Origin of the sequence: Rhizobium sp. IY2 (genome assembly GCF_047532935.1) — a bacterium.
GTDB lineage: Bacteria > Pseudomonadota > Alphaproteobacteria > Rhizobiales > Rhizobiaceae > Rhizobium > Rhizobium anhuiense.
Genome location: NZ_JBLKNU010000003.1, coordinates 307,222 through 324,123, shown reverse-complemented (window position 1 = coordinate 324,123; position 16,902 = coordinate 307,222). Strand labels below are relative to the sequence as shown.

The window sequence follows — 16,902 nt, the reverse complement described above, 5'->3', positions numbered from 1 at the left end:
AAATGAACGGGCCAGAAAAAGCGCGTGTTTATAAGGACTTGAACGAAAATCTTGTCAACAGAAAAATTTTGCTAGAGTGTAGCAAAAATGCAAAAAAAGCTGATGACAAAGCCCAATGTTTGAGCTAGCTTTAGCTCACAAAACAGGCAGGAAGGATAAATTCTTGCCGAATTCGCGGTCAAGTCTTGGGAGGATCAGATCTTAGGCGCGCTCGTCGCAGCCCCGGCAACGGTTACAGATCACGCGATACTTAAAACAAGGCTTCTAGCCTTGTTTTTTTTTGGCTTTTCGGCTTTTCACCTCATCCACGAAACCCGCAGCTTCCGTAGGGGATGACCCTCATTCCGTTACGTCAGCTCTGTGCCGCAACAGCATGACGCCGGTATGACGAAATTCGCTTTTCCATAGATTTGCATATGCTCAAAGTTTGAGCAAAAGCCACGCTTCAATAGAAGCTGGGACCGAGTTGCGGCAGGGCGTCGAAGCCCCAACCGAAATAGGTGTCGCAAACGTACCAGAGGCCGTAGATCACAGCCGAAATCAGCGTCGTCAGCGAAAAGACGAAAGCGGCGCGAAACCGGGCGGGCGCACTCGGAACGGTGCCGAGCACGACATCATTGTCTTCCGCCTGGGTGCGCAGGCCGATCGGCAGAACGGCGAAAAGCGTCATCCACCAGATGATGAAGTAGACGGCAAATCCCTGAAGAAAGATCTCGAGCATTATCGGTCCCGTTGATGTCGCGCTGATATCGCGTCCTTATACGGCGGAATGGCGACCAACTCAAAGCGAGCGAAGCGTTTAGTCGCCTTCGGGTCACTCTGCCGCAGCAGGGGTCAGGCCTGTTCAAGTTCGATCAGCGTGCCAAAGAAATCCTTGGGATGCAGAAAGAGCACCGGCTTGCCATGCGCGCCGGTCTTCGGCTTGATATCGCCGAGCACTCTGGCACCCGCCTCGACCAGCCGGTCACGGGCGAGAAGAATATCGTCCACTTCGTAGCAGATGTGGTGCATGCCGCCGGACGGGTTCTTTTCGAGGAAGGCTGCGATCGGCGAAGCGTCACCCAGCGGCTGCAACAATTCGACCTTGGTGTTCGGCAGTTCGACGAAGACGACGGTGACGCCGTGCTCCGGCAGAGCCTGCGGCTGCGATACCGCAGCCCCCAGCGTGTCGCGATAGGCGGCCGTCGCCACTGCCAGATCGGGAACGGCGATGGCGATATGGTTGACCCGGCCGAGCATGATCAGACCTTGGTGACGAAGGCGGTGACGACGGGCTTCTTACCCCAGGCGTGATTGGCGGCCGAGCGGATGGCGCGGCGCACGGCCTCCTGCAGCATGTCGATATCCTTGCGGCGGGCGCGCGGAATGCTTTCAATGGCGCTGACCGCCGCGTCGAACAGCGTATCTTCCATCTCCTCGCCCTCGTCGTCATAGACCGGCAGGCCGATCGACACGAGATCGGGATCGCCGACGATGTCATAGCGGGCGTCGAGCACGACGTTGACGGCGACATGGCCGACATAGGAGAGCTTCTTGCGCTCGCCGATGCCCATCTCGTCGAAATCGCCGATCAGCGTGCCGTCCTTATAAATGCGGCCATGTGGCGCTTCGCCAATCACCTCGACGGGACCGGGCGCCAGTCGCAGGATATCGCCGTTGCGCACGCGCGGCACGATCGCGATCCCGGATTGCTCGGCCAATTCCTTGTGCGCCGTCAGATGCGTCGCCTCGCCATGCACCGGCACGACGATCTTCGGCCGCGTCCACTCATACATCCGCTGCAACTCGTTGCGGCGGGGATGGCCGGACACGTGGACCAGCGCCTCGGTATCGGTGATGATGTGCACGCCCTGCTCGACGAGGCCGTTCTTGATATCCTGGATCGCCTTCTCGTTGCCGGGAATGGCGCGCGAGGAAAAGACGACGATATCGCCTGCCGCAAAGGCCACATTGCGCATTTCGTCGCGGGAGAGCTTGGCAAGGGCTGCCCGTGCCTCGCCCTGGCTGCCGGTCAGGATGACGACGACCTTGTCGCGCGGGATATAGCCGTATTCCTCCTCGGAGATGAAGGGCTTCACGCCTTCCATCAGGCCGATATCCTGGGCGACATCGACGACGCGCTTCAGCGAGCTGCCGAGCAGCAGCACTTCGCGGCCGGCCGCCTCGGCGGCCTCGGCAACGGTACGGATGCGCCCGACATTCGACGAGAAGGTGGTGATCGCCACCCTGCCCTCGGCATTCTCGATGATCTTGCGCAGGCTTTCGGACACATCCTTCTCGGAGGGCGAAACACCGTCGCGCAGCGCATTGGTGGAATCGCACATCAGCGCCAGCACGCCCTCGTCGCCGAGCTGGCGGAAACGTGTCTCGTCGGTCAGCGGCCCGAGCGAAGGCTCGTGGTCGATCTTCCAGTCGCCGGTATGGATGACATTGCCGACCGGCGTGCGGATCATGAGCGACATCGGTTCGGGGATCGAATGGTTGACGGCCACGCCTTCGATGCTGAAGGGGCCGACATTGATCGTATCGCCCGCCTTGAACGGCGTCACCGGCACTTCGCCGATCGTCGCCTTCTCGAAATTGCGCTTGGCTTCGAGCAGACCTGCAGTAAAGCCCGACGCATAGACCGGCACATTGAGGCCGGGCCAGAGATCGGCCAGCGCGCCGTAATGGTCTTCATGCGCGTGGGTGATGATGATCGCCTTGAGGTTCTTCCGCTCGCTGGCGAGGAAGCGGATATCGGGCAGCACGAGGTCGACGCCCGGCAGGTCGGGGCCGGGAAAGGTGACGCCGCAATCGACCATGATCCACTGGCGGTGCTCGGGCGGGCCGTAGCCATAAAGAGCGAGATTCATGCCAATCTCGCCAACGCCGCCCAGAGGCAGGAATACCAGTTCGTCCTGTTTCGCCATAATTTTCGTTTGTTCCGCTATCCAAAAAACACATCACCGGCGGCAATGGGCACTATCCTGCCAGCGCCGGTATCGAGCATCAACAAGCCATTATCATCAATTCCGGCGAATTGTCCGGAAATCGATCGGTCCGGCAAATTCACCGTAATCTTTTCGCCGATGCCGCAGGCGATGGCGCGCCAGAGCGCCGTGATCTCGCCGATGCCGCGGCCCTCGTCCCATAGATCAAGCACTTCAGCCATTGCGGCGAAGAGATGGGCGAAGAGTTCCTCCGGAGAGGCCGCACTTCCCTGCTGACGCAGGCAGGTGACGGGGTAGAGCGGATTATCCGGCATCACCGAGACATTGATGCCGATGCCGACAATCAGCGCGTAACGGCCGTCCGGCAGCCTCTCGCCTTCGACGAGGATGCCGCAGGTCTTCTTTCGGCCGATAAGAATATCGTTCGGCCATTTGACCTCGAGCGGCTCGGCGCCCGGAGGCAGCACCATGCGGATCGCCTGGTGTACGGCAACGGCAACGGCCAGCGGCAGGGAGCTCAGGCGCTCCATCGGCGCCGGGTCGATCAGCAGAAGCGAAGCGTAGAGATTGCCGCGTTCGGAAACCCAGAGCCTGCCGCGGCGGCCGCGGCCGCCGGTCTGCCTTTCGGCGGTCACCCAGAGATTACCGCCGTCGCCCGCCCGGGCCCGGGCAAGGCATTCGCTGTTGGTGGACGATGTCTCCGACAGAGCCTCGTGCCTGAAATCGCCGAGCGATATCCGGCGCCGCCCGTCGGGAGCCATCAAAAGAGCGTCGCGGCGGCAAGCTCTGCCGCACCGCCGATCGGACCGCCGATGAGGACATAGACGGTGACGAACAGGCCGGAGAGACCGAAGACCAGACGCAGCGCACCGGAGACGCGGGCGAATTCGCCGGTCGCTTCATCGAACCACATCAGCTTGATGACCCGCAGATAATAGTACGCGCCGACGACCGAGGCGAGAACGCCGATGATGGCGAGCGCATAGAGCTTGGCTTCGATGGCGGCGACAAAGACGAAGTACTTGGCGAAGAAGCCGGCGAGCGGCGGGATACCGGCGAGCGAGAACATCAGCGCCGTCAGCACCACGGCCATGAACGGGTTCGTTGTGGAAAGGCCGGCGAGATCGTCGACATTCTCGACGACGGTGCCGTCCTTGCGGCGCATCGACATGATGATCGCGAAGGTGCCGAGCGTCATGACCATGTAGATGACCATGTAAAGCATGACACCGGTGACGCCGGTCTGGTTACCGGCGGCAAGGCCGACCAGCGCATAACCCATGTGACCGATCGAGGAATAGGCCATCAGTCGCTTGATGTTCTTCTGGCCGATGGCGGCAAACGAGCCGAGCAGCATCGAGGCGATCGAGATGAAGACGACGACCTGCTGCCAGTCCGCCAGAACCGGCTGGAAGGCGGTGATGACGATGCGGGTCATCATCGCCATGGCGGCAACCTTGGGGGCTGCGGCAAGGAAGGCGGTCACCGGCGTCGGCGCGCCTTCATACACGTCGGGCGTCCACATGTGGAAGGGAACGGCCGAAATCTTGAAGGCGATGCCGGCGAGGATGAAGACCAGGCCGAAGATGAGGCCGAGCGAACGCGCACCCTCGACCGACAACGCCTGGGCGATCTCGGAGAAGTGGGTGTGGCCGGTGAAGCCATAGACCAGCGACATGCCGTAGAGCAGCATGCCGGAGGACAGCGCGCCGAGGACGAAATATTTCAGCCCTGCTTCGGTCGACTTCAGGCTGTCACGGTTGATCGCGGCGACGACATAGAGCGCCAGCGACTGCAGTTCCAGCGCCAGATAGAGCGAGATCAGGTCGTTGGCCGAGATCATCAGCAGGATGCCGAGGGTCGCAAGCACCAGCAGGACCGGGAACTCGAATTTGTCGAGCTGGTTTTCGCGGGCGTGACCGATCGTCATGAACAGAGCCACCAGCGAACCGATCAGCGCCACCAGCTTCATGAAGCGGGAGAAGCCGTCGGCCATGTAGACGCCGCCATAAGCAAGGCCTTCTGCGGGCACGAAGAGCAGCCACAGGCCCGAGGCCAGGAGCAGGACGATGGCGAGGCCGGTGACGACAAGGCCCGACCGCTCGCCTGTGAAGACGCCGACCATCAACAGGACAAGGGCGCCGACCGCGAGGATGAGCTCCGGCGCGGAAAGATGCAGACTGAGGAGAATTGTTTCAGCGGTCATGTCCAATAAGTCCCGTCATCATTTCATAGACAGCGCAACATTCTGCGCTGCGTGCACGGCGGCCGTGTAGTTGTTGACCAGCAGATCCACCGAGGCGGCCGTCGCATCGAAGACCGGAGCCGGGTAAACGCCGAAGAAGATGGTCAGCGCGACCAGCGGGTAGAGGATCAGCTGCTCGCGCGGCGACAGATCGAGCAGCGCCCTCAGCTTTTCCTTCTCCAGCGCGCCGAAGATCACCCGGCGATATAGCCAGAGCGCGTAAGCGGCCGAGAGGATGACGCCGGTGGCGGCGAAGAGCGCGACCCAGGTGTTGACCCGGAAGACGCCCATCAGCGTCAGGAATTCGCCGATGAAGCCCGACGTGCCGGGAAGCCCGACATTGGCCATGGTGAAGACCATCATCGCGACGGCATATTTCGGCATGTTGTTGACGAGGCCGCCATAGGCGTTGATCTCGCGGGTGTGCGTGCGGTCGTAGACGACGCCGACGCAGAGGAAGAGCGCGCCGGAGACGATGCCGTGCGACAGCATCTGGAAGATCGAGCCCTGAACGCCCTGCATGTTGGCCGCAAAGATGCCCATGGTCACGTAGCCCATATGGGCCACGGAGGAATAGGCGATCAGCTTCTTGATGTCGTCCTGCATCATCGCCACCAGCGAGGTATAGATGATGGCAATCACCGACATGGCGAAGACGAGCGGCGCGAAATAATCGGAGGCGACCGGGAACATGCCGAGCGAGAAGCGGATAAGACCGTAGCCGCCGAGCTTCAGGAGCACGCCGGCCAGAATCACCGAGCCTGCCGTCGGCGCCTGAACGTGGGCATCGGGAAGCCAGGTATGGACCGGCCACATCGGCATCTTCACCGCGAAGGAGGCGAAGAAGGCAAGCCATAACCAGGTCTGCAGCGCCGGCGGGAATTTGTAGGCGAGCAGCGCGGTGATGTCGGTCGTGCCGGCCTGCCAATACATCGCCATGATGGCGAGCAGCATCAGCACCGAGCCGAGCAGCGTATAGAGGAAGAACTTGTAGCTCGCATAGACGCGGTCCTTGCCGCCCCACACGCCGATGATCAGGAACATCGGAATGAGGCCCGCTTCGAAGAAGACGTAGAACAGCACGATATCGAGTGAGACGAAGACGCCGACCATCATCGTTTCCAGGATGAGGAAGGCGATCATATATTCCTTCAGTCGCTTCTCGATCGAGAGCCAGCTCGCCAGCACGCAGAAGGGCATGAGGAAGGTCGACAGGATGACGAACAGCATCGAGATGCCGTCGACGCCGACGTGGTAGCCGATGCCGGTGCCGAGCCAGTTATGCTTCTCGACCATCTGGAAGCCCGGATTCGCGTTGTCGAAGCCGGTCCAGATCAGGAGCGAGACGACGAAGGTGAAGACGGTGGTGATCAGCGAGATCCACAGCACGTTCTTCCGGCCGGTTTCGCTCTCGCCGTTCATCAATAGCAGGAGCACCACGCCGACGAGCGGCAGGAAGGTGACCGTTGAAAGAATAGGCCAATCGGTCATCAGAAGGAACTCCCGAGCATCATCCAGGTAACGAGCGCCGCAATGCCGATCAGCATGGCAAAGGCGTAGTGATAGAGGTAACCGGTCTGCAGGCGGACGACGCGGTCGGTGACGGCGACGACGCGGGCGGCGACGCCGTTCGGGCCGTAGGTGTCGATGACGCCGACATCACCCTTCTTCCACAGGAAGCGGCCGAGCGCCTTGGCGGTGCGGACGAAGAGGAAGTCGTAGAGCTCGTCGAAATACCACTTGTTCAACAGGAACTGGTAGAGCACGCGATGCTGCTGCGCCAGGATGCGCGGCGTCTGCGGCGAGCGGATATACATGTACCAAGCCGTGACGAAGCCGAGCACCATGGCGATGAACGGGCTCAAAGCCACGAGCGCCGGCACATGGTGGAACTCTTCGACCAGTTCGTTCTCAGCGCCAGTAAAGAGCGCGCCCTTCCAGAACTCGGCATATTCCTCGCCATAGAACCGGCCTTCGAAGATTACGCCCGCAAGCACCGCGCCGAGCGCGAGGATATAGAGCGGCACCAGCATGACCTGCGGCGATTCGTGAACGTGGTGCATGACCTCGTGCGAAGCGCGCGGCTTGCCGAAGAAGGTCATGAAGATCAGGCGCCAGGAATAGAAGCTGGTGAACAGAGCCGCGATGACCAGCAGCGAGAAGGCAAAGCCCGCGACCGGCGAATGCGATGCATAGGTCGCCTCGATGATCACGTCCTTGGAAAAGAAGCCGGCAAGACCGAACGGCGTGAAGGGAATGCCGACACCGGTGATCGCCAGCGTGCCGATGATCATGAGGCCGGCTGTAACTTTGATGTGCGGCCACAGGCCACCCATGTAGCGCATGTCCTGCTCGCCATCGACGGCGTGGATGACCGAGCCGGCGCAGAGGAAGAGCAGCGCCTTGAAGAAGGCATGGGTGAAGAGATGGAAGATCGCCGCGCCATAGGCCCCTACCCCGAGCGCCACGAACATGTAGCCGAGCTGCGAGCAGGTGGAATAGGCGATGACGCGCTTGATGTCGTTCTGCACCAGGCCGACGGTGGCCGCGAAGAAGGCGGTGATCGCGCCGATCACGGTGACGACGACGAGCGCATCCGGCGACAGTTCGAACAGCGGCGACATGCGGGCGACGAGGAAGACGCCGGCGGTGACCATGGTGGCGGCATGGATGAGGGCCGAGACCGGAGTCGGGCCTTCCATGGCATCAGGCAGCCAGGTGTGCAGCAGGAACTGCGCCGACTTGCCCATCGCGCCCATGAACAGCAGCAGGCAGATGCCGGTCAGCGCATGCGCCTTGTCGAGCTGCATGCCGAAGAGGTTGAGGATCACCTCGCCCGCCTCGCCGCCGCCTTCATGCGGGGCGAAGTTCGAGGCATTGGCGAAGATTGTGTCGAAATTGATCGAGCCGAACAGCACGAAGACGCCGGCAATGCCAAGCACGAAGCCGAAGTCGCCGACGCGGTTGACGATGAAGGCCTTCATCGCCGCAGCGGTTGCCGACGGCTTCTTGAACCAGAAGCCGATCAGCAGATAGGAGGCGAGACCGACGCCTTCCCAGCCGAAGAACATCTGGGCAAGGTTGTCGGCGGTCACCAGCATCAGCATGGCGAAGGTGAAGAGCGAGAGATAGGCAAAGAAGCGCGGGCGATGGGGATCGGTGTGCATGTAACCGATCGAATAGACATGCACCAGCGTCGAGACCGTGTTGACGACGATCAGCATGACCGAGGTCAGCGTATCCACGCGCAGCGACCAGGAGACGTCGATGCCGCCGGACTGGATCCAGCGCAGCACCTCGACCTTGATCGGGCCGCCTTCGGCGTGGCCCATGCCGACCGTGAAGAAGACGATCCAGGACAGGATGGCGGCGATGATCATCAGGCCGCTGGTGACATATTCCGAAGCCTTGGCGCCGATGGCGCGGCCGAAGAGGCCGGCGACGATCGCACCGATCAAGGGAAGAAAGACGATAGCCTTATAGAGGAACATGAGCCACTCAGCCCTTCATCATATTGACGTCTTCGACCGCGATCGAGCCGCGGTTGCGGTAGAAGACAACGAGAATTGCAAGACCGATCGCCGCTTCGGCTGCCGCGACCGTCAGGATGAACAGCGCGAAGACCTGGCCGACGATGTCGTTCAGGAAGGAGGAGAAGGCGACCATGTTGATGTTGACGGCAAGCAGGATCAGTTCGATCGACATCAGGATGACGATGACGTTCTTCCGGTTGAGGAAGATGCCGAAGACGCCGAGCGTGAAGAGGATGGCGCTGACCGTCAGGTAGTGGGAAAGTCCGATGACCATGTTCTTTGTTCCTTGACCTGCCTTTAGACGCCCTGCCCGGGCTTGACCGACACCACCTCGACGGCGGTGGCGGGCGTGCGGGCAACCTGCCGGGGGATATTCTGCCGCTTGATGTTGGTGCGGTGCCTGAGCGTCAGCACGATCGCGCCGATCATGGCCACCAGCAGCACCAGACCGGCGATCTGGAAGAAATAGACGTAGTTGGTGTAGAGCACGTCGCCGAGGGCGGCCGTATTGGTGCGCTCCGTCAATGCCGGTATCGGCATGGCGACCGACTTGGCGATCTCAGGCGAAATCACGCTGCCGCCGATGACGACGATCAGCTCGGCCGCCAGGATCACCCCGATCAGCCCGCCGATCGGCGCATATTCGAGAACGCCGGCCCTCAGTTCGGTGAAGTCGATATCGAGCATCATCACCACGAAGAGGAAGAGCACGGCGACGGCGCCGACATAGACGACCAGCAGGATCATCGCCAGGAATTCGGCACCGAGCAGCAGGAAGAGGCCGGCTGCGTTGAAGAACACCAGGATCAGGAACAGAACCGAGTGAACCGGGTTCTTCGCCCAGATGACCATGAACGCCGACGCCACCGCGACAAAGGCGAAAAGATAGAAAAATAGAGCCTGCAGACCCATGTTGGTGCCTTTTTCATCTTCCCCCGGGCAGCCGGGAGTTTCCCTGCCCGATAGAGCTTTGCGCGGCGAGAACCGGCAAGGCTCCTGTGCATATTGACCGCGCTCGGAGCAACTGCTCCATCGCGGCATTTCAAATCTCAATCAGCGGTACGGCGAGTCGATCGCGATGTTGCGGGCGATTTCGCGCTCCCACCGGTCTCCGTTGTCCAGAAGCCGCGCCTTGTCGAAATAGAGTTCTTCGCGGGTTTCCGTCGCAAATTCGAAATTCGGGCCTTCGACGATCGCGTCGACCGGGCAGGCTTCCTGGCAGAAGCCGCAATAGATGCACTTCACCATGTCGATGTCGTAACGCACCGTGCGGCGCGTGCCGTCATTGCGGCGGGGACCCGCCTCGATGGTGATCGCCTGGGCAGGACAGATCGCCTCGCAGAGCTTGCAGGCGATGCAGCGTTCCTCGCCGTTCGGATAACGGCGCAGCGCATGCTCGCCGCGGAAGCGCGGGGAGACCGGACCCTTCTCGAAGGGATAGTTGATCGTCGCCTTCTGGCGGAAGAAATAGCGCATCGACAAGAAGAACGCGCCGACGAATTCCTTGAGAAACAGCGAGCTGATGGAGCCGGACAAGCTTGCCATCTTCAACCTCCAATTTTGCCGGAAACGAGAGCGGACATGATCATGCCCAACCCGTCAGTTTCAGCACGAATGCAACGATGACGACCATGGCGAGCGACAGGGGCAGGAAGACTTTCCAGCCGAGGCGCATGAGCTGGTCGTAGCGGTAACGCGGAACGAAAGCCTTGACCATCGCGAACATGAAGAACACGAAGCAGGCCTTCAGCATAAACCAGATGATGCCCGGCACCCAATTGATGAGCCAGAAATCGACCGGCGGCAGCCAGCCACCGAGGAAAAGGATGGTCGTCAGCGAGCACATCAGGACGACGGCCGCATATTCGCCGAGCATGAACATCATGTATGGCGAGGAGCCGTATTCGACCATGAAGCCGGCGACAAGTTCCGATTCGGCTTCCGGAAGGTCGAAGGGCGGACGGTTCGTCTCGGCGAGCGCCGAAATGAAGAAGATGATGAACATCGGGAAGAGCGACAGCCAGTGCCAGTCGAGGAACGACGACGGCAGGCCGAGCATGGTGCCGAGGCCGGTATGCTGGGCATTGACGATATCGGTCAGGTTCAGCGAGCCGACGCAGAGAAGCACGGTGACGATGACGAAGCCGATCGAGACTTCATAGGACACCATCTGTGCCGCCGAGCGCAGCGCGCCGAGGAAGGGATACTTCGAGTTCGAAGCCCAGCCGCCCATGATGATGCCGTAAACCTCGAGCGAGGAGATGGCGAAAATATAGAGGATGCCGACATTGATGTTGGCGATCACCCATCCTTCGGCGAGCGGCACCACCGCCCAGGTGGACAGCGCCAGAAGCACCGTCACCAGCGGGGCCAGCAGGAACACCGCCTTGTTGGCGCCGGCCGGAATGATCGGCTCCTTGAAGACGAACTTCAGAAGGTCGGCGAAGGACTGGAACAGGCCGAAGGGACCGACGACGTTCGGGCCGCGGCGCAGCTGCACGGCCGCCCAGATCTTGCGGTCGGCGAGCAGCACATAGGCGATGAAGACGAGCAGGCAGACCAGAAGCAGCAGCGATTGACCGATCATGATGATCGCCGGCCAGACATAGGTCGAAAAGAAAGAATCCATAGTCCCCTGCCCTTACTCTGCCGCGACTTTGAAGTTGTTGCGGGCCAATGCCGAGCACTCCGCCATGACAGCCGAGGCGCGCGCTATCGGGTTCGTCAAATAGAAGTCTTTGACCGGCGACGCAAACCCGGATTTGTTCATCTTGCCGGCTTTTTTCGCAACTGCGGCAATTTGGGCGCTATCGCTTTCGGCGATCTCGTCGATGGCGGCGAAATGCGGGAAAGCGGCATAGAGCCGGACGCGCAGTTCACTCAGCGAATCGAAGGGAAGCTTCTTGCCGAGCACGTCAGACAGGGCGCGGATGATCGCCCAGTCTTCGCGGGCATCCCCCGGCGCAAAGCCGGCGCGGTTGCCCATCTGGACGCGGCCCTCGGTGTTGACCCAGGTGCCGGACTTTTCGGTATAGGCTGCAGCCGGCAGGATGACGTCGGCATGATGCGCGCCGTTGTCGCCATGCGAGCCGATATAGACGGTGAGCCTGGCCTTCTTGGCGGCGAAATCGAGTTCGTCGGCGCCAAGCAGGAAGAGCACGTCCATCGCGCTCAGCATTTCGGCGGCATTGACGCCGGCAGCACCCGGCACGAAGCCGAGGTCGAGGCCGCCGACACGGGAGGCTGCGGTATGGAGGACGGCAAAGCCGTTCCAGCCTTCGACGACTGCGCCGACCGAACCGGCGAGCTTGGCGGCACTGGCGAGAACGCCGGCGCCGTCGGTGCGCGACAGCGCGCCCTGGCCGATGATGATCATCGGCTTGGCGGCGTTCTTCAGCACGTCAGCGAAAGCGTGGTTGCCGTCGATCAGATCCTTCAGCGTGTCGGGACCGCCGCCGAGGTAATCATAGCTGTAGCGCAGCTCGCCCGGCTCGCCGATCACGCCGATCGGGAACTTGCCGCGGCGCCAGCGCTTGCGGATGCGGGCATTGAGGATCGCCGCCTCGAAGCGCGGATTGGCGCCGATGATCAACAGCGCATCGGCCTGGTCGATGCCCGAAATGGTCGGGTTGAACAGGTAGCTTGCGCGGCCGAGCGACGGATCGAGTGCCGCCCCATCCTGGCGACAGTCGAGATTGGTCGAGCCCAGCGACTTCACCAGTTCGGAGAGCGCATACATTTCCTCGACGGAAGCGAGATCGCCCGCGATCGCGCCGATCTTGTCGCCCGAAGTGGCGCTGACGGCGGCCTTGATGGCGCCGAAGGCTTCGGCCCAGGTGGCGGGCTGCAGGCGGCCGTCGCGGCGCACATAGGGCCGATCGAGGCGCTGGGTCTTCAGTCCGTCCCAGATGAAGCGGCTCTTGTCTGAGATCCACTCTTCGTTGATCGCCTCGTTGACGCGCGGCAGGATTCGCATGACTTCGCGGCCACGGGTGTCGACGCGGATCGCCGAACCGACGGCATCCATGACGTCGATCGATTCGGTCTTGTTCAATTCCCACGGGCGCGCGGTGAAGGCGAAGGGCTTGGAGGTGAGCGCGCCGACCGGGCAAAGGTCAACGACGTTGCCCTGCAGCTCGGAGGTCATCGCCTGTTCGAGATAGGTGGTGATCTCGGCATCCTCGCCACGGCCGATCAGGCCGAGTTCGGAAATGCCGGCAACCTCCGTCGTGAAGCGAACGCAGCGCGTGCAGTGGATGCAGCGGTTCATCACCGTCTTGACGAGCGGGCCGATATACTTGTCTTCGACGGCGCGCTTGTCTTCTTGATAGCGCGAGGTGTCGATGCCGAAGGCCATCGCCTGGTCCTGCAGGTCGCATTCGCCGCCCTGGTCGCAGATCGGGCAATCCAGCGGATGGTTGATCAGCAGGAATTCCATCACGCCTTCGCGGGCCTTCTTGACCATCGGGGTGTTGGTGAAGACCTCGGGCAGTTCGCCGTTCGGGCCGCCGCGAATGTCGCGCACGCTCATGGCGCAGGAAGCCTGCGGCTTCGGCGGGCCACCCTTCACCTCGACGAGGCACATGCGGCAATTGCCGGCAACCGACAGGCGCTCGTGGAAGCAGAAGCGCGGAACCTCGGCGCCGGCATCCTCACACGCCTGCAATAGCGTGAAATGATCCGGAACTTCGATCTCGTTGCCGTCAATCTTCAGTTTTGCCATCGTCGCTCAGTCCTGTTTCCCGTTTGCCTGATGACGGCAAACAAACCCATTTTTGCAACATTCTCATTGCCAAGCCGGATCTTTCGTCCTGCCGACACCGGATGTCGCCGAAATTCTCTGTCACGCGTTCCAGACCCGGAACCCGCACCGGCATCGAAAGGCCCCCGCCCGTCCGCCGATCTGCCCATTCTTCCGGCCGATTGACACGGCCGGACAGTTCATTTCTTCCTGCGGCCCCGCCCTGCCAGAACTTTTGCCTGACCGGTCCAGTCGTCACGGCCGATGCGGCCGTTGAAGCCGAGTTCGGCGTCGAGCCGGGCGATTTCCGCGTCGGTCCAGGCGGCAATCTCGGCGAAGCTGCGAATGCCCTTGGCGTTCAGCACCTGCTCCAGCTTCGGGCCGATGCCGGCGATCAGCTTGAGATCGTCGGCCTTGACAGCCCGCGCAGCCGGTTTTGCCTTCACGGCCGGCTTCAGCTGGCCCGGCTTCGTATCGCTGACCGACTTCGTTTGGCCGACAGACTTCGCTTCAGTGACCGGCTTCGCTTCAGTGACCGGCTTCGTCTGGCTGGCCGGGATCGGTTCGCTGACCGGCCTGACGACAGTCAGTGTCGGCCCTGCCTTCTTCCCGGCCGCCGGCTTGGTGAAAGCCTTGACGGCAGGGCGAATATTCTCCGGCTGGATATCGACATCGAGCGCCGGCTCGTCCGGCGGCGTGTCATCGAGAGCGGCCGCGACCTTGCTCGTGGTTTCCAGGGCGCTCTGCCAGGCCCCGAAGAAGGCGCCGGCCATCTGCGTCGAGAAACCGAAGCCGATCGCCGTTGCCGCGGCAAAGGCTGCAGCCGGATGCGCCATCAGCGGATGCACCGGCATCGTCTGTGCATTTTCAAGCATCTCGGCGGCAAGGCGGCCGAAACCGGCCGCGAAATCGGCGACTTCTTCCTTCTTCCCAGCCTTGGATGCATTGTTCGCCATGATTATTCAGCCGCCTCCAGAACCGCGCCGTGATCGAGCGCGCTCGCCGTGTACTGGTCGATGCGCTTTTCGATCTCGGGACGGAAGTTACGGATCAGACCCTGCACCGGCCATGCGGCGGCGTCGCCCAGCGCACAGATGGTGTGGCCTTCGATCTGCTTGGTCACCTGGAACAGCATGTCGATTTCGCGCTTCTGGGCATTGCCCTTGGCCATGCGTTCCATCACCCGCCACATCCAGCCCGTGCCTTCGCGGCACGGCGTGCACTGACCGCAGCTCTCGTGCTTGAAGAAGGCGGAGATGCGGGCGATCGCCTTGATGACGTCGGTAGACTTGTCCATGACGATCGCCGCCGCCGTGCCGAAGGAGGAGCCGACGCCGCGCAAGCCGTCGAAATCCATCGGGCAGTCGATGATGTCCTTGGCAGGAACGATCGGGCAGGATGCGCCGCCCGGAATGACGGCGAGCAGATTGTCCCAGCCGCCGCGAATGCCGCCGGCGTGGCGATCGACCAGCTCGCGGAAGGTGATGCCCATTTCCTCTTCGACCGTGCACGGCTTGTTGACGTGGCCGGAGAGCATGAACAGCTTGGTGCCGACATTGTTCGGGCGGCCGATGGCGGAGAACCAGCCGGCGCCGCGGCGCAGGATCGTCGGCGCGACAGCGATCGATTCGACGTTGTTGACGGTCGTCGGGCAGCCGTAGAGGCCCATATTGGCCGGGAATGGCGGCTTCAGGCGCGGCTGGCCCTTCTTGCCTTCGAGGCTTTCGAGCAGCGCGGTTTCCTCGCCGCAGATATAGGCGCCGGCGCCGTGATGGACGAAGATGTCCATGTCCCAGCCGAGCTTGTTGTTCTTGCCGAGCAGGCCGTAATCATAGCATTCGTCGATCGCCGCCTGCAGCGCCTCGCGCTCTCTTATATATTCGCCGCGCACATAGATGTAGGCCGCATTGGCGCCCATGGCGAAGCTCGCGATGACGCAGCCTTCGATCAGCGTATGCGGATCGTGGCGCATGATGTCGCGGTCCTTGCAGGTACCGGGCTCGGATTCGTCGGCGTTGACGACGAGGTAATGCGGGCGTCCGTCGCTTTCCTTCGGCATGAAGGACCATTTGAGACCCGTGGGGAAGCCGGCGCCGCCGCGACCGCGGAGGCCGGATGCCTTCATCTCGTTGATGATCCAGTCACGGCCCTTTTCGAGGATCTGCTTGGTGCCGTCCCAGTGGCCGCGGCTCATCGCGCCCTTCAGGGACTTGTCCTTGAGGCCGTAGATGTTGGTAAAGATGCGGTCTTTATCTTGTAACATGCTTCACCTCTTACCGCGGCTTCTTGCCGAAGACCTTGATATATTCCGCTTCCCCGCCCTTGGCGAGCGCCTTGGCCTGCTTGACCCAGTCATCGCGCTCGATGCGGCCGCGGAAGTTCAGGTAGCCGTCGACCCATTCGCGTTCGGCCTTCTTCCAGCCCGCGACCTGCGCGAAGCTGAAGATGCCGATTTCGTTCAGCGTCGCCTCGATCTTCGGACCGACGCCCGAGATCATCTTCAGATCATCCGGGGCTGCGGGCTTTTCGATGCCGGACGGACGGTTCTTGTCGGTCAGGGAAGGCTTGGCCGACGGGGCGGCTTCGGCCTTGACGGTAGCTTTCGGCGCCGGTTCGGCAGCCGCCGTGCCCGATATCGGCTGCTCTTCGGCGGCCTTGGCGTTCTTCGCAGCTGCCTTCGGTGCGGTTGCCGGCGTCTTCAGCGCTGCATTGGTCTCGGCATCGGTGCTCTTCGGGCGGGCGGCCTCGGAAGGCGGAACCGGCGCGGCATCGACCGGAGCCGACACGGTTTCGGCATCGGCCTTCTTGGCGCGCGTCCTGGCCTTCGGCTCTTCCGTGGTCAGCGAGGTCGGGCCGCCTTCGGGTGCTGAAAATATCCGGTTGATCTGGGTGCCGGGCTTGATGCTGGCGCCGTTGCCGGCGGCAAAGACGTCGATGATCTCTTCGAGACGTTCGGGCGTCAGGTCCTCATAGGTGTCCTTGCCGATCATCACCATCGGCGCGTTGACGCAAGCCCCGAGACATTCGACCTCTTCCCAGGACAGCGTGCCTTCGGCATTGCGCTCGAAGGCATGGGCATGGATCTTGCTCTTGCAGACCGACATCAGCGCTTCCGAGCCGCGCAGCATGCAGGGCGTCGTGCCGCAGACCTGGACATGGGCGCGCGTGCCGACAGGATGCAGCTGGAACTGCGTATAGAAGGTCGCGACCTCGAGCACTCTGATATAGGCCATGTCGAGCATGTCGGCGATCTTTTCGATCGCCGCGCGCGTGACCCAACCGTCCTGCTCCTGCGCCCGCATCAATAGCGGAATGACCGCCGATTGCTGGCGGCCGGCGGGGTATTTCTGGATCGTCTTGTCCGCCCAGACCGCATTCTCATCGCTGAAGGCGAATGCGGCAGGCTGAAATTGATCTTCGGCTAATCGACGAACGGACATTCTTCCTCAC

15 protein-coding genes are annotated in these 16,902 nt (G+C 61.9%); all 15 read right to left on the bottom strand.

Annotation, left to right across the window (positions count from 1 at the left end; genetic code table 11):
* Positions 1–445: 445 nt before the first annotated feature.
* The gene (locus tag ACMUVN_RS15215; RefSeq protein ID WP_047616533.1) at positions 446–721 is read right to left on the bottom strand and encodes a DUF1467 family protein; all 276 of its coding nucleotides are present in this window, start codon (positions 719–721) and stop codon (positions 446–448) included.
* 113 nt (positions 722–834) lie between these two features.
* Complete coding sequence (mce, locus tag ACMUVN_RS15210) at positions 835–1,239, bottom strand: methylmalonyl-CoA epimerase (protein WP_183904023.1); 405 nt, start codon at positions 1,237–1,239, stop codon at positions 835–837.
* A gap of 2 nt (positions 1,240–1,241) precedes the next feature.
* On the bottom strand, positions 1,242–2,912 hold the full coding sequence (locus ACMUVN_RS15205) for a ribonuclease J (RefSeq protein WP_047616529.1): 1,671 nt from the start codon (positions 2,910–2,912) through the stop codon (positions 1,242–1,244).
* A gap of 17 nt (positions 2,913–2,929) precedes the next feature.
* Entirely contained in the window at positions 2,930–3,694 is a 765-nt protein-coding gene (locus ACMUVN_RS15200; protein WP_183904021.1) for a biotin--[acetyl-CoA-carboxylase] ligase, read from the bottom strand.
* The gene (gene nuoN / locus ACMUVN_RS15195) at positions 3,694–5,139 is read right to left on the bottom strand and encodes an NADH-quinone oxidoreductase subunit NuoN (RefSeq protein WP_097623011.1); all 1,446 of its coding nucleotides are present in this window, start codon (positions 5,137–5,139) and stop codon (positions 3,694–3,696) included. The genes ACMUVN_RS15200 and nuoN overlap by 1 nt, the downstream gene beginning before the upstream one ends.
* Before the next feature lie 18 nt (positions 5,140–5,157).
* Positions 5,158–6,669, bottom strand: coding sequence for an NADH-quinone oxidoreductase subunit M (locus ACMUVN_RS15190; protein WP_414815237.1), 1,512 nt, complete (start codon positions 6,667–6,669; stop codon positions 5,158–5,160).
* Positions 6,669–8,669 (bottom strand): NADH-quinone oxidoreductase subunit L, encoded by a 2,001-nt coding sequence (gene nuoL / locus ACMUVN_RS15185; protein ID WP_047616522.1) that lies wholly within the window; start codon positions 8,667–8,669, stop codon positions 6,669–6,671. The genes ACMUVN_RS15190 and nuoL overlap by 1 nt, the downstream gene beginning before the upstream one ends.
* A gap of 7 nt (positions 8,670–8,676) precedes the next feature.
* On the bottom strand, positions 8,677–8,985 hold the full coding sequence (gene nuoK / locus ACMUVN_RS15180) for an NADH-quinone oxidoreductase subunit NuoK (protein WP_003547388.1): 309 nt from the start codon (positions 8,983–8,985) through the stop codon (positions 8,677–8,679).
* A 23-nt stretch (positions 8,986–9,008) separates the two neighbouring features.
* Positions 9,009–9,623: an NADH-quinone oxidoreductase subunit J gene (locus ACMUVN_RS15175; protein WP_047616520.1), complete on the bottom strand. Its 615-nt coding sequence runs from the start codon at positions 9,621–9,623 to the stop codon at positions 9,009–9,011.
* A 141-nt stretch (positions 9,624–9,764) separates the two neighbouring features.
* On the bottom strand, positions 9,765–10,256 hold the full coding sequence (nuoI, locus tag ACMUVN_RS15170; protein ID WP_003547385.1) for an NADH-quinone oxidoreductase subunit NuoI: 492 nt from the start codon (positions 10,254–10,256) through the stop codon (positions 9,765–9,767).
* A 40-nt stretch (positions 10,257–10,296) separates the two neighbouring features.
* The gene (gene nuoH, locus ACMUVN_RS15165; RefSeq protein ID WP_414815236.1) at positions 10,297–11,340 is read right to left on the bottom strand and encodes an NADH-quinone oxidoreductase subunit NuoH; all 1,044 of its coding nucleotides are present in this window, start codon (positions 11,338–11,340) and stop codon (positions 10,297–10,299) included.
* Positions 11,341–11,352: 12 nt separating this feature from the next.
* Positions 11,353–13,434: an NADH-quinone oxidoreductase subunit NuoG gene (nuoG, locus tag ACMUVN_RS15160; RefSeq protein ID WP_048338650.1), complete on the bottom strand. Its 2,082-nt coding sequence runs from the start codon at positions 13,432–13,434 to the stop codon at positions 11,353–11,355.
* Between the two features lie 218 nt (positions 13,435–13,652).
* Positions 13,653–14,408 (bottom strand): 5' DNA nuclease, encoded by a 756-nt coding sequence (locus ACMUVN_RS15155; RefSeq protein WP_414815235.1) that lies wholly within the window; start codon positions 14,406–14,408, stop codon positions 13,653–13,655.
* A 2-nt stretch (positions 14,409–14,410) separates the two neighbouring features.
* Positions 14,411–15,715 carry an NADH-quinone oxidoreductase subunit NuoF gene (gene nuoF, locus ACMUVN_RS15150; RefSeq protein ID WP_003547378.1) on the bottom strand — a complete coding sequence of 435 codons (1,305 nt, stop codon included), beginning with the start codon at positions 15,713–15,715 and terminating at the stop codon, positions 14,411–14,413.
* Between the two features lie 10 nt (positions 15,716–15,725).
* Positions 15,726–16,892: an NADH-quinone oxidoreductase subunit E gene (locus ACMUVN_RS15145; protein ID WP_414815234.1), complete on the bottom strand. Its 1,167-nt coding sequence runs from the start codon at positions 16,890–16,892 to the stop codon at positions 15,726–15,728.
* Between the last annotated feature and the right edge of the window lie 10 nt (positions 16,893–16,902).